This is a genomic window from Stenotrophomonas sp. PS02297 (assembly GCF_029959705.1).
GTDB lineage: Bacteria > Pseudomonadota > Gammaproteobacteria > Xanthomonadales > Xanthomonadaceae > Stenotrophomonas > Stenotrophomonas nitritireducens.
Genome location: NZ_JASCOS010000099.1, coordinates 1 through 13,021 on the forward strand (window position 1 = coordinate 1; position 13,021 = coordinate 13,021).

Here is a 13,021-nt window from a genome sequence, read left to right on the forward strand (position 1 = left end):
CCCCGGCGCGCCGCGGCAGCGCGACCCGCACCCAGCAGGTGGCGCGCAGCGCCGCCGCGCGGCAGGCCGAACCGGCGCGCGCTGTCGCCACGCAGTCGCCGGTGCCGGCGTTGCGCACGGATCCTTTCGCCGATCCCGGCAACGTGCTGCGGGCGCGCCCCTGGCCGCGTTCGAGCCTGTCCCCGGCGCTGTCGAACCATGCCTTGAATGCCAGCCTTCCGGTGGCGGAGGGCGGCGCGGCCTTCTATCCGTTCGAACCGCGCATGCCGTCGCAGGACAGGTCGGGCGAGCCGGACGCGCAGCCGCCGCGGCACTGACGCCGGCGTTCCTTTCCCCGCCCCCGTGGCCTGCGCCGCGGGGGCCGTTTCCCCGGAATTTCCCTGTCCTGCGCTCCACGCCGGACGGGAGGTGTTTCCTACTCTTTCAATCGGAGGCTCGATCCTGATGACCCACCGTATCCACACGCGACTGTTCGGCTTGCTGGCGATGACCCTGCCGCTGGCCGCCTGCGCCCAGAGCAACGCACCTGCCGCCCCCGCAGAGCAGGCGGTCGCCGCGCGCCCCGCCGCGCCGGCCCCGCAGCTGGTCAGCGGCCTGCCCGATTTCACCCAGCTGGTGGACCAGGTCGGGCCGGGCGTGGTGAACGTCGAGACGGTCATCGGCCCGCGCCGCAACCCGCGCATGGCCGGTGGCGGCCGCCCGGACATGGATCAGCTGCCGGACTTCTTCCGGCGCTTCTTCGGCCCCGACTTCCAGGTGCCCGGCGGCGACGATGCGCCGGACAACGGCCCGCGCGGACGCGGCATGGGTTCGGGCTTCGTCATTTCCGCCGACGGCTACGTGCTGACCAACCACCACGTGATCGACGGCGCCGAGACGGTCAAGGTCAAGCTCAGCGACCGCCGCGAGTTCGACGCCAAGGTCGTTGGCAGCGACCAGCAATACGATGTCGCGCTGCTGAAGATCGATGCCAAGGGCCTGCCGACCGTGCGCGTGGGCGATTCCAATACGCTCAAGCCCGGTCAGTGGGTGGTGGCGATCGGTTCTCCGTTCGGGCTGGATCATTCGGTCACCGCCGGCATCGTCAGTGCCACCGGCCGCAGCAATCCCTACGCCGAGCAGCGCTACGTGCCGTTCATCCAGACCGACGTGGCCATCAACCAGGGCAATTCCGGCGGTCCGCTGCTCAATACCCGTGGCGAGGTGGTCGGCATCAACTCGCAGATCTTCTCCGCTTCCGGCGGCTACATGGGCATCAGCTTCGCCATCCCGATCGACCTGGCGATGAGCGCGGTGGAGCAGATCAAGAAGACCGGCAAGGTCAGCCGTGGCCAGCTGGGCGTCGTGGTCGAGCCGCTCGATTCGCTCAAGGCCCAGGGGCTGGGCATGTCGGACAGCCGTGGCGCACTGGTCAACCAGATGGTCGAGGACAGCGCGGCCCGCAAGGCGGGCCTGGAAGTCGGCGATGTGATCCGGTCGGTCAACGGCACCGAGATCGCCGCATCCAGCGACCTGCCGCCGCTGATCGGCGCCATGCCGCCCGGCAGCAAGGTCCGGCTGGGCATCCTGCGTGACGGCAAGCAGCGCGAAATCACCGTGACCCTTACCGAACTGGCCGAGGATGCGGCGCGGCCCGCCAATGGCCCGGCTGCCGGCGGCGGGGACAAGCCGATGGCTGGCGCCAATGCCCTGCTGGGGCTGGAAGTGGCCGACCTGACGGCCGCCGAGCGCAGGCAGCTGGGGCTGGAGGCGGGCGAGGGCGTGCGCATCACCGGCGTGAAAGGGCAGGCCGCACGCGAGGCGCGGCTGTCGCCGGGCATGGTGGTGCTGCAGGTCGGCCGTACCCCGGTCGGCAGCGTGGCCGGGCTCAACCGCGAACTGGCCGGCTACAAGAAGGGCGACGTGGTGATGCTGCTGGTGCGGGCGGGCGGCAACAGCGCCTTCGTCGCGGTCCGGGCCGGCGGCTGAGTCCCGCCTTCATCAAGCTGTACGCAGGGGCCGCCTCCGGGCGGCTCCTGCCGTTCGGGCCGGCCGCCTGTGCGGGCTGCCCGCCGGGCGTGCGATAATGCCTCGTTATCCTGACGACGCGACGCGCCGCCGCCACCTTATGTCTGCCGATCCGATGCGGAACATCCGCAATTTCTCCATCATCGCCCACGTCGACCATGGCAAGTCCACCCTGGCCGACCGCATCATCCAGATCTGTGGCGGCCTGACCGCGCGCGAAATGGAAGCGCAGGTCCTGGACAACAACCCGATCGAGCGCGAGCGTGGCATCACCATCAAGGCGCAGTCGGTGTCGTTGCCGTACAAGGCGCGCAATGGCGAAACCTACCACCTGAACTTCATCGACACCCCCGGCCACGTCGACTTCTCCTATGAAGTCAGCCGTTCGCTGGCCGCCTGCGAGGGCGCGCTGCTGGTGGTGGACGCGGCCCAGGGCGTGGAAGCCCAGTCCGTGGCCAACTGCTACACCGCGGTCGAGATGGGCCTGGAAGTGGTGCCGGTGCTCAACAAGATCGACCTGCCCACCGCCGATACCGACCGCGCCAAGGCCGAGATCGAGGCGGTGATCGGCATCGATGCCACCGACGCGGTACCGGTGTCGGCCAAGACCGGCCTGAACGTGGAAGAGGTGCTGGAGGCGATCGTCCACCGCATCCCGCCGCCGGTCCCGCGCGACACCGACAAGCTGCAGGCGCTGATCATCGACTCCTGGTTCGACAACTACCTGGGTGTGGTCTCGCTGGTGCGCGTGATGCAGGGCGAGGTCAAGACCGGCGACAAGCTGCTGGTCATGTCCACCGGCCGCAACCACCAGGTCGACGCGGTGGGCGTGTTCACGCCCAAGCGCAAGGTCACCGGCAGGCTGTCGGCGGGCGAGGTGGGCTGGATCACCGCGTCGATCAAGGACGTGCACGGCGCGCCGGTCGGCGACACCCTGACCCTGGCCGGCGATCCTGCCCCCAAGCCGCTGCCCGGCTTCCAGGAAATGCAGCCGCGCGTGTTCGCCGGCCTGTTCCCGGTCGATGCCGAGGACTACCCGGACCTGCGCGAGGCGCTGGACAAGCTGCGCCTGAACGACGCCGCGCTGCGCTTCGAGCCGGAAAGCTCCGAGGCCATGGGCTTCGGCTTCCGCTGCGGCTTCCTCGGCATGCTGCACATGGAGATCGTGCAGGAGCGCCTGGAGCGCGAGTACGACCTGGACCTGATCAGCACCGCGCCGACCGTGGTCTACGAGGTGCTCAAGAGCGACGGCTCCATCGTGATGATGGACAACCCCGCCAAGCTGCCGCCGGTGAACCAGGTCGAGGAGATCCGCGAGCCGATCATCCGCGCCAACGTGCTCACTCCCGAGGAGTACATCGGCAACATCATCAAGCTGTGCGAGGAGAAGCGCGGCACCCAGATCGGCATCAACTACCTGGGCAGCCAGGTGCAGATCAGCTACGAGCTGCCGATGGCCGAGGTGGTGCTGGACTTCTTCGACAAGCTCAAGTCGGTCAGCCGCGGCTACGCCTCGCTGGACTACCACTTCGTGCGCTTCGATGCCGGCCCGTTCGTGCGCGTGGACGTGCTGATCAACGGCGACAAGGTCGATGCGCTGTCGCTGATCGTGCACCGCAGCCATGCCGATCGCCGCGGCCGCGAGCTGTGCGAGAAGATGAAGGACCTGATCCCGCGGCAGATGTTCGACGTCGCCATCCAGGCCGCCGTCGGCTCGCAGATCATCGCCCGCACCACGGTCAAGGCCATGCGCAAGAACGTGCTGGCCAAGTGCTATGGTGGCGACGTTTCGCGCAAGAAGAAGCTGCTGGAGAAGCAGAAGGAAGGCAAGAAGCGCATGAAGCAGGTCGGCCGCGTGGAGATCCCGCAGGAGGCCTTCCTGGCCGTGCTGCAGATGGACAACAAGTGACCGGCGCCCGCCGCCGGGTCCCGTGCATAGCGAAGGATGACGAATGAAATGGTTTGAAATCGCCCTGGTGGTGCTGACCCTGGGGTCGGGCCTGGTCCTGCTGCTGGACAAGCTGTTCATGGCCAGGCGCCGCGCGACCAAGGGCGGCCTGCTGGACAGCGAGGAGCCGGCGCTCGTCGACTACTCGCGTGCCTTCTTCCCGGTGCTGGCGGTGGTGCTGATCCTGCGCAGCTTCATCGCCGAGCCGTACAAGATCCCGTCCAGCTCGATGATGCCCAACCTGCTGATCGGCGATTTCATCCTGGTCAACAAGTTCGCCTACGGCATCCGCCTGCCGATCACCAACACCAAGGTGATCCCGACCGGCGAGCCCAGCCGCGGCGACGTGGTGGTGTTCCAGTTCCCGGGCCATCCGGACATGCCGGGCGACCCGCAGCGCGGCGAGAATTTCATCAAGCGCGTCGTTGGCCTGCCGGGCGACCGCATCGGCTTCCATGGCGACACCCTGTCGATCAATGGCCAGCCGCTGGCGTACGAGGTCAAGGGCGAATACGTCGGCAAGGGCCGCGGCGCGGAAATGAACGGCGCCACCCTGCTCAGCGAGGCGCTGCCGGGCCGCACGCATACCGTGCTGGAATACCTGGGCCGCGCCAATCCGGCCGGGCAGGGCGACTGGGAAGTGCCGCAGGGCCAGTACCTGGTCATGGGCGACAACCGCGACAACAGCGACGACGGCCGCTTCTGGGGCTTCCTGCCCGAGCAGAACCTGCGCGGCAAGGCGTTCCTGATCTGGCTCAACTGCAGCGGCTGGTTCTGCAAGGACGGCTTCGAACCGTCGCGGATCGGCTCGGGCATCCAGTAACGTAGGCGCAACCCGGGGAGAACGCTATGAATCGCAAGCAAGGCGGCATGACGCTGACGTCGTTCCTGATGGTGTTGGCGGTGGTGGGCTTCGCCCTGTACATCGGCATGAAGCTGTTCCCGATGTACCAGGAGTTCTATGCGGTCAAGACCTCGATGAAGGCCCTGGCCAGGGAGCCTGGCAGCGCCGATCCGGTCAAGGCGCAGGAGCTGTTCTTCAAGCGCATGGACATGAATTACTCGGACAGCGTCAAGCGCGAGAACATCAAGTTCGACCGCATCGACGGCGGCGTGCGCATGAACGTCAAGTACGAAGTGCGCCGCCCGCTGGTCGGCAATCTCGACATCGTCGGGAATTTCGAGAATTCCCAGGATCTGACGACGCGCGGTGAGTAGGACGGTTGCCCGGGGTGACCGCATCGGTCACCCGTTCAAGGATCAGGGGCTGCTGCTGCAGGCCCTGACCCATCGCAGCGCCGGCGCGCCGCACAACGAGCGCCTGGAGTTCCTCGGCGACAGCATCGTCAACATGATGGTCGCCGAAGCGCTGTTCGCGCGCTGGCCCAAGGCCGACGAAGGGGCGCTGACCCGGGCGCGGGCGGCGCTGGTATGCGAAGGCGCGCTGGCGGCCATGGCCCGTACCCTGGAGCTGGGCGAGCGCCTGACCCTGGGGCCGGGCGAGATGAAATCCGGCGGCCACCGCCGCGACTCGATCCTGGCCGATGCCTTCGAGGCGGTGGTGGCGGCGATCTACCTGGATGCCGGTTTCGAGGCCTGCCGCGCGCGGGTGTTGCCCTGGTTCGAGGCGCCGATGGCCGCGGTACCGGTCGGCAAACCCGAAAAAGACCCCAAGACCCGCCTGCAGGAATGGCTGCAGGCGCGGCAGAAACCGCTGCCGGTATATGAACTGGTATCGGAAACCGGCGATGACCATGCCCGGCATTTCCGGGTACGCTGCCGCCTGACCGACCCGGACGTGACCACCGAGGGCGAAGGCAGCTCCCGGCGGCTGGCCGAACAACAGGCGGCTGCGGCCGCGATCGAGCAACTGGATTCCAAGTGAACGAGACCACCTCCCACCGCTGCGGCAGCGTCGCCGTCATCGGCCGCCCCAACGTCGGCAAATCGACCCTGACCAACGCCCTGGTGGGCGCCAAGGTCAGCATCGTCTCCAACCGGCCGCAGACCACGCGCCACCGCCTGCTGGGCATCGCCACCTTCCCGGAAGGCCAGCTGGTGCTGGTCGACACCCCCGGGCTGCACCGCCAGCAGAAGCGGGCCATGAACCGGGTGATGAACCGCGCCGCGCGCGGCTCGCTGGAAGGCGTGGACGCCGGCCTGCTGGTGATCGAGGCCGGGCGCTGGGACGAAGAGGACACGCTGGCCTTCAACGTGCTGCGCGATGCCGGCATCCCGGTGCTGCTGGTGGTCAACAAGGTCGACCGGCTGAAGGACAAGGGCGCGCTGCTGCCGTTCCTGCAGGAGATCACCGAGGGCCGCGATTTCGCCGGCGTGCACCCGATCTCGGCGCAGAAGCGCAACGGCCTGGACGCGCTGGTGCGCGACGTGCTCAAGCTGCTGCCGGAGGCCCCGCCGATGTTCGGCGAGGACGAGATCACCGACCGCAGCCAGCGTTTCCTGGCCGGCGAGCTGGTGCGCGAGCAGCTGATGCGCCAGCTGGGCGAGGAGCTGCCGTATGCCACCACGGTGGAGATCGAGCGCTTCGCCGAGGATGGCAACCTGCTGCGCATCGGTGCGGTGATCTGGGTCGAGCGCGAGGGCCAGAAGGCCATCGTGATCGGCAAGGGCGGCACGCGCCTGAAGGAAATCGGCGCCAAGGCACGCCTGCAGATGGAGCGCCTGTTCGGCGCCAAGGTCTTCCTGGAGACCTGGGTGCGGGTGCGCGAGGGCTGGTCGGACGACGAGGCCGCGCTCAAGGCCTTCGGCTACGAGTAAGGCGTCCGCCGCGCCGATTCCGCAGCGACTCCAGTCGCGAAGGGGCTTTCCCGAGGGGGGGGCAGACAAGGGGAAAACCCCTTGGCGACTGAAGTCGCTACTGCGGCCAACCGAGTGCGGAAGGCGAACGAGGCGAGCGGAGCATCCTTCCCATGCGCATCGACGACGAACCCGCCTACGTTCTGCATGCGCGCCCCTGGCGCGAGACCAGCCTGTTGGTCGAAGTGCTGACGCGCGAGCACGGCCGCATCGGCCTGCTGGCGCGCGGCGTGCATGGACCGAAGAAACAGGCCCTGCGCGCGACCCTGCAGCCGCTGCAGTCGATCCGCCTGGATGCGGTGATGGCCGGCGAACTGGCGCAACTGCGCCGCGCCGAGAGCCAGGACGCCGCGCCGCGCCTGCTGGGGCAGGCGATGCTGGCCGCCTTCTACATCAACGAACTGGTACTGCGGCTGGCCCCGCGCCACGATCCCTTGCCCGAGCTGCATCGCGCCTACGGGCAGGTGCGCGGGCGGCTGGCCGAGGCGGCCGGGCTGGCATGGGCGCTGCGCCGCTTCGAACGCGACCTGCTCGATGCGCTGGGGTTCGGCTTCGACTGGGCCAGTGCGGCGGACGGTCAACCGATCGACCCGGCGGCGCGCTATCGGCTGGACCCGCAGGAAGGGCCGCTGCGCCTGCTCAGCGAGCGCAACGCCGCCGAGCGTCGCGGCCTGGCCACCGGTGCGGCCCTGCTGGCGCTGGGCGAGGACCGCATGCCCGACGCGGCCGACCTGGCCAGCCTGCGGCCGCAGATGCGCGCGGTGCTGCTGCACCATCTTGGCGGGCGCGGGCTGAAGTCCTGGGAGCTGCTGGGCGATCTGAATAACAGGAACCCGTAGACAGGAACGGGAAGCCGGAGGAAGCAACAGCGGCATGCCGCCCGCGGTTGCCCGCCTGTTTCCTGCTCTCCGCTTTCACGCAGCGGAGCGCGCACGGACCATGCCTCCGGTTTTCGCCTTCCTCCAGTCTCCAGTTCCCGTCCACTGGTTCCCGGATTCTCAATGCAGCAAGGCGCTCACCGCCGCATCGAACTGGCGCCGGGCCAAGTCCGACTCCGGCGCCTGATGCAGCTGCCGCACCGCGCGGCCGAGCCGCGAGGCGCCGACGAAGCCGCAGCTGGCCTGCAGCCGGTGCAGCTGCGAGCGCAGGGCGCCGTCGTCGTGCTGCCGCAGCGCCACCGAAACCGCATCGCGGGCGACCGGCAGCTCGGACAGGAACAGTTCGCGCAGCGCCACGACGTGGGCCTGATGGCCATTGAGCGCACTCAGCGCCGCGTTCTCGTCCCAATCCGGCGTGGCCGGTTCCTCGCTCGCCGGCGCTCCGTTGGCACCGGCGTGGCCGAGACAGCCGCGCACGGCATCGAGCAGGTCGGCGCGGGTCATCGGCTTGACCAGGAGCCGCTGGAAACCGGCCTCGCGCAGCGACTGCCGGATGTCCGCGCCATTGTCGGCGGTATGGGCCAGGGCGGGGACGCCGGGGTGCAGCGCGCGCAGGCGCAGCAGCAGCTCCTGTCCGCTTCCGTCGGGAAGATTGACGTCTATCAGCCACAGGTCGTGGCGTGCCGTGCCGCTGGTCTCGAGTGCCTGCGCGACCGAGCCGGCAACATCGACCATGGCCGGCAGCGCTTCCAGTGCGGCCCGGAAAAAGCCCTGGCTGGTCGCGTCATCCTCGACCAGCAGCAGGCGCGGCGGGTTCGCCTGTGCGTGCGTATTCATCTGCTGCCTCCATGTCAGCCGTGCCGCGCATGATTGGCGATGTGGCGCGGCCGCGCAAGCGGCGGAAGTCAGGCCGATGCGCATCTGCGACAATGACGCCCCTTTTCGCCCGCAGCCGTCCGCCACGTGGCCCGATCCAGATCCCGCATAGACAAGACCCCGTTCCAGACCGACATCCTCGACCTCAGCCACGACGGCCGTGGCGTCGCCCGCCGCGAAGGCGAGGGCGGCAAGGTGACCTTCGTGGCCGGCGCGCTGCCCGGCGAGACGGTGATGGCCGAGCAGACCGGCAAAAGCCGCCACTTCGATGAAGCGCGGACCGTGGAAGTGCTCGCTGCCTCGCCGCACCGCGTGCAGCCGCGCTGCCCGCATTTCGGCGTCTGCGCCGGCTGCGTGCTGCAGCACCTGGAGGAGGGCCAGCAGATCGTGGCCAAGCAGCAGGTGCTGATGGACAACCTGACCCGCATCGGCCATGTCAGCCCGGGCACGGTGCTGCCGCCGCTGGTGGGCGACAACTGGGGTTACCGGCGCAAGGGCCGGTTCTCTGTGCGCCGCGTCGAGAAGAAGGACAAGACCCTGGTGGGTTTCCGCGAGCAGGATCCACGCTTCGTCGCCGACCTGTCGCAGTGCCTGACCGTGATCCCCGAGATCGGCACCAGGGTGGCGGTGTTGTCGGCCTTCATCGAAGGACTGGACGGCAAGCGCGACATCCCGCAGATCGAGTTCATCGGCGGCGATGCGGCCATCGCCCTGACCGTGCGCCACCTGCAGCCGCTGTCCGATGCCGACCGGCAGGCATGGACGGCGTTCGGCCAGGAACACGGTTTCGCCATCTACCTGCAGCCCGGCGGGCTGGAGTCGGTGCATCCGCTGTGGCCGGCCGAAGGCGTGCCGCTGTCGTTCGCGCTGCCGCAGTGGGACGTTGAGCTGGCGTTCCGCCCGCTGGATTTCATCCAGGTCAACGCCAAGCTCAACCAGCAGATGATCGCCCACGCACTGGCCCTGCTGGACGCGCAGCCGGACGAGCGCGTGCTCGACCTGTTCTGCGGCCTGGGCAACTTCACCCTGCCGCTGGCGCGCACCGTGCGCGAAGTGGTGGGCGTGGAGGGCGAGGCCGGGCTGGTGGCGCGGGCGAAGGACAACGCGCAGCGCAACGGCCTGGACAACGCGCAGTTCTTCGCCGCCGACCTCACCCAGGACCAGCGCAATGCGCCGTGGATGCGGCAGGGTTTCGACAAGCTGCTGCTCGACCCGCCGCGTTCGGGCGCCATCGACGTGCTGCAGCAGCTGCCGCTCAAGCAGTTCAAGCGCATCGTCTATGTCAGCTGCCATCCGGGCTCGCTGGCGCGCGATGCCGGCTACCTGGTCAACGAGCAGGGCTTCACCCTGGTGTCGGCCGGGGCGATGGACATGTTCCCGCATACCGCGCACGTGGAAAGCATCGCGGTGTTCGAAAAGAAATGAGACACGCGCACATGGATGTGCGCCGCTCTTGCGAGGGATTCGCGCCGATGAGACACGCGCACATGGATGTGCGTTGCTTTTGTGAGGGACTCACATCAACGAGGTTTTGAATGGGCATCGAGATCGAGCGCAAGTTCCTGGTCATCAATGACGGCTGGCGCGCCGCCGCGCATGCCGTCATCCCGATGGCGCAGGGCTACATCAACGACATGGCGGCGATGGACAGCGGCGCGCAGAAGGCCTCGGTGCGCGTGCGCATCCAGGGCGATGCGGCGTACCTGAACATCAAGTCGCGCGAACTCGGCCATACCCGCCAGGAGTTCGATTACCCGGTGCCGGTAAGCGAGGCGCGCGAACTGCTGGCGCTGTGCGTCGGCGGCCTGATCGACAAGCGCCGCCATCTGGTCGACCACGGCGGGCTGTTGTGGGAAGTGGACGAATTCCTTGGCGACAACGCCGGGCTGGTGGTGGCCGAAGTGGAACTGGAGAGCGCCGACCAGCCGTTCGAAAAGCCGGACTGGGCCGGCGCCGAGGTGACCGACGAGCTGCGCTACTACAACCTCGCGCTGGCCTCGCGTCCCTACACGCAATGGAGCGCTGCAGAGCGCGCCTGAGCTCCACCAAGACGAAGGAATCTCCATGCGCATCGACATATGGTCCGACGTGGTCTGCCCCTGGTGCTGGATCGGCAAGCACCGCTTCCAGCGCGCGCTGGAACTGATGGGCGACAAGGCGCCGCCGCTGGAGGTGCGCTGGCATCCATTCCTGCTCGATCCCGAGGCCGACGCCACGCCGGTGCCGCTGCGGCAGGCCTATGCCGCCAAGTTCGGCGGCGCCGAGCGCGTGGAGCAGATGTTGGCGCAGACCCAGGGCACCGCGCAGGCCGAAGGCCTGCCAATGGATTTCGACCGCGGCCAGGTCAAGGTCACCACCCTGCCGGCGCATCGCCTGCTGTGGCTGGCCGGCCGCGAGGGCGTGCAGGAGCCGGTCGCCGAGGCGCTGTTCCGCGCCCATTTCGAGCATGGCCGCAACCTGGCCGATCCGCAGGTACTGGCCGACGCGGCCGCCGCCGGCGGCATTCCGGCCGGGCGCGTGCAGGCGCTGCTGGCGTCGGACGAGGGGCTGGCCGAAGTCCGCGCCGGGCTGGGCCAGGCACAGGCGTTGGGCATCCAGTCGGTGCCGACCTTCGTCATCAACGGCCGCTATGCGGTGCAGGGCGCGCAGCCGCCGGAAGTATTCGCGCAGGTGCTGGAGAAGGTCGCCGCCGAGCTGGCGCCGGCCCCGGCGGCGGGCGCGGATGAACCGGCCTGCGGGCCGGACGGCTGCAGCCTCTGACGCCGCGGGCGCCATCTGCGACAATGCCCGGCTTGGCTGTATGGGAATCCGCACATGCTTCTGATCGGCGTCGCCGGTACCGAACTGACTGCCCAGGAACGCGACTGGCTGCGGCATGACGCCGTGGCCGGCGTGGTGCTGTTCAAGCGCAATTTCGCCTCGCGCGGGCAACTGGTCGAGCTGACCGCCGCGATCCGCGCCGCCACCGCGCGCCCGCTGCTGATCGCGGTGGACCAGGAAGGCGGGCGCGTGCAGCGCTTCCGCGAGGGCTTCACCGACCTGCCGCCGCTGGACGGTTTCGGCCGGCTGCATGCGACCGACCCGGATGCCGCGCTGGCGCTGGCCGAACAGCATGCCTGGCTGATGGCCAGCGAGATCCGCGCCACCGGCCTGGACCTGAGCTTCGCGCCGGTAGTGGACGTGGGCCATGGCAACCTGGCCATCGGCAACCGCGCCTTCGCCGAGGACCCGCAGGTCGTCGCGGCACTGGCCCAGGCCTATGTGCGCGGCATGCACGGCGCCGGCATGGCCGCCACGCTCAAGCATTTCCCGGGCCACGGTACGGTGCGCGAGGATACGCACGTCGACGTCGCCATCGACCCGCGTCCGCTGCACGAGCTGGAAACGCAGGATCTGCTACCGTTCCGCGCCGGCATCCAGGCCGGGGCCGATGCGGTGATGATGGCCCACGTCATCTATCCGCAGGTCGCGCCGGAACCGGCCGGCTATTCGCCGCGCTGGATCAACCAGATCCTGCGTGGACAGCTGGGCTTCCGCGGCGTGGTGTTCTCCGACGACATCGGCATGGCGGCCTCGTTCGCCGCTGGTGGGGTCAAGGCCCGGGTCGATGCCCACCTGGACGCCGGCTGCGACGTGGTGCTGGTCTGCCACCCGGAACTGGTCGAAGAATCGCTGCAGGCCGTGTCCGGCCGCAGCCTGAACACCGCCGCGCTGCTGGGCCTGATCGCCCATGGCGCCATGGGCTGGGGCGGCCTGCTGGCCGATGCCCGCCACGGCGAAACCCAAAACCGTCTGCTCGAAACTCTCGGAAGAACCGCCTGATGTCCAAACTCACTCTCGAACAAGCCGTGGCCCAGGCCGACCTGCTGGTCGACCGCCCCACCATCGATGCGGCCATCGCCGGCATCGCCGATGCCATCGCGCGCGACTACAAGGGCGAAGTGCCGGTATTCCTGTCGATCATGAACGGCGCGCTGCCGTTCGCCGGCCAGCTCGCGCTGGAACTGGGCGCGCGCGGCCAGGACGCGCAGTTCGATTACATGCAGGCCTCGCGCTACCACGGCGAGAGCGGCGGCGAACTGGTCTGGAAGCATCGCCCGGTGTCCTCGCTGTTCGGCCGCCGCGTGCTGCTGGTGGACGACATCCTCGACGAGGGCTTCACCCTGCAGGGCGTGCGCGACTGGTGCCTGGAACAGGGCGCCACCGATGTGCGCATCGCGGTGCTGACAGTCAAGCAGCACGACCGCTGCCTGGACGGCGTCACGGCCGACTATGCCGGCATCGAGCTGCCGGACCGTTTCGTGTTCGGCTTCGGCATGGATGTCAGCGAATCGCTGCGGTCGCTGCCGGCCATCTACGCGATGAAGCAGTAAGCGGGGCCGGCCGTTGGCCGGTACGCGCCATCGCTTCGCGCTGTCGCCCCGCGGTCTGCGCTGCAGGCCGCGGGCCCCGTTTCTCGCTTGCCACACCCCGCGCCTTCGGCGCGGCCCCTGAC

Annotated in this window: 13 protein-coding genes and 1 pseudogene; 13 read left to right on the forward strand and 1 reads right to left on the reverse strand. The window is 68.9% G+C overall.

Annotated elements, in window-relative coordinates; all coding sequences use genetic code 11:
- The 8 genes and pseudogenes from QMX80_RS15160 to recO all read left to right on the forward strand — a co-directional run.
- Positions 1 to 317 (forward strand): annotated as a pseudogene (locus QMX80_RS15160) (anti-sigma factor); the annotation flags it as partial.
- Positions 318 to 444: 127 nt separating this feature from the next.
- The gene (locus QMX80_RS15165) at positions 445 to 1,968 is read left to right on the forward strand and encodes a DegQ family serine endoprotease (RefSeq protein ID WP_282277903.1); all 1,524 of its coding nucleotides are present in this window, start codon (positions 445 to 447) and stop codon (positions 1,966 to 1,968) included.
- A gap of 154 nt (positions 1,969 to 2,122) precedes the next feature.
- Entirely contained in the window at positions 2,123 to 3,916 is a 1,794-nt protein-coding gene (lepA, locus tag QMX80_RS15170) for a translation elongation factor 4 (protein WP_055768556.1), read from the forward strand.
- 43 nt (positions 3,917 to 3,959) lie between these two features.
- Positions 3,960 to 4,778 carry a signal peptidase I gene (gene lepB, locus QMX80_RS15175; RefSeq protein WP_055768393.1) on the forward strand — a complete coding sequence of 273 codons (819 nt, stop codon included), beginning with the start codon at positions 3,960 to 3,962 and terminating at the stop codon, positions 4,776 to 4,778.
- A gap of 26 nt (positions 4,779 to 4,804) precedes the next feature.
- On the forward strand, positions 4,805 to 5,173 hold the full coding sequence (locus QMX80_RS15180) for a DUF4845 domain-containing protein (RefSeq protein ID WP_055768396.1): 369 nt from the start codon (positions 4,805 to 4,807) through the stop codon (positions 5,171 to 5,173).
- Positions 5,166 to 5,840: a ribonuclease III gene (rnc, locus tag QMX80_RS15185; RefSeq protein ID WP_282277906.1), complete on the forward strand. Its 675-nt coding sequence runs from the start codon at positions 5,166 to 5,168 to the stop codon at positions 5,838 to 5,840. Before QMX80_RS15180 ends, rnc begins: the two co-directional genes overlap by 8 nt.
- Positions 5,837 to 6,733, forward strand: coding sequence for a GTPase Era (gene era / locus QMX80_RS15190; protein ID WP_055768403.1), 897 nt, complete (start codon positions 5,837 to 5,839; stop codon positions 6,731 to 6,733). The genes rnc and era overlap by 4 nt, the downstream gene beginning before the upstream one ends.
- Positions 6,734 to 6,885: 152 nt before the next feature.
- Positions 6,886 to 7,611, forward strand: a complete 726-nt coding sequence (gene recO, locus QMX80_RS15195) for a DNA repair protein RecO (RefSeq protein ID WP_282277910.1) — start codon at positions 6,886 to 6,888, stop codon at positions 7,609 to 7,611.
- Between the two features lie 159 nt (positions 7,612 to 7,770).
- Here recO and QMX80_RS15200 read toward each other — a convergent pair whose 3' ends face one another.
- Positions 7,771 to 8,487 (reverse strand): response regulator, encoded by a 717-nt coding sequence (locus tag QMX80_RS15200; RefSeq protein WP_282277911.1) that lies wholly within the window; start codon positions 8,485 to 8,487, stop codon positions 7,771 to 7,773.
- A gap of 126 nt (positions 8,488 to 8,613) precedes the next feature.
- Between QMX80_RS15200 and rlmD the strand changes: the two genes are divergently transcribed.
- The 5 genes from rlmD to QMX80_RS15225 all read left to right on the forward strand — a co-directional run bounded on the left by rlmD (position 8,614) and on the right by QMX80_RS15225 (position 12,899).
- On the forward strand, positions 8,614 to 9,951 hold the full coding sequence (rlmD, locus tag QMX80_RS15205; RefSeq protein WP_282277912.1) for a 23S rRNA (uracil(1939)-C(5))-methyltransferase RlmD: 1,338 nt from the start codon (positions 8,614 to 8,616) through the stop codon (positions 9,949 to 9,951).
- A gap of 110 nt (positions 9,952 to 10,061) precedes the next feature.
- Positions 10,062 to 10,565 carry a CYTH domain-containing protein gene (locus tag QMX80_RS15210; RefSeq protein WP_282277913.1) on the forward strand — a complete coding sequence of 168 codons (504 nt, stop codon included), beginning with the start codon at positions 10,062 to 10,064 and terminating at the stop codon, positions 10,563 to 10,565.
- A gap of 25 nt (positions 10,566 to 10,590) precedes the next feature.
- Positions 10,591 to 11,286 carry a DsbA family oxidoreductase gene (locus tag QMX80_RS15215; RefSeq protein ID WP_282277915.1) on the forward strand — a complete coding sequence of 232 codons (696 nt, stop codon included), beginning with the start codon at positions 10,591 to 10,593 and terminating at the stop codon, positions 11,284 to 11,286.
- Positions 11,287 to 11,340: 54 nt separating this feature from the next.
- Positions 11,341 to 12,348: a beta-N-acetylhexosaminidase gene (nagZ, locus tag QMX80_RS15220; RefSeq protein ID WP_282277916.1), complete on the forward strand. Its 1,008-nt coding sequence runs from the start codon at positions 11,341 to 11,343 to the stop codon at positions 12,346 to 12,348.
- Positions 12,348 to 12,899: a hypoxanthine-guanine phosphoribosyltransferase gene (locus tag QMX80_RS15225; RefSeq protein ID WP_055768424.1), complete on the forward strand. Its 552-nt coding sequence runs from the start codon at positions 12,348 to 12,350 to the stop codon at positions 12,897 to 12,899. The genes nagZ and QMX80_RS15225 overlap by 1 nt, the downstream gene beginning before the upstream one ends.
- Positions 12,900 to 13,021 lie beyond the last annotated feature (122 nt).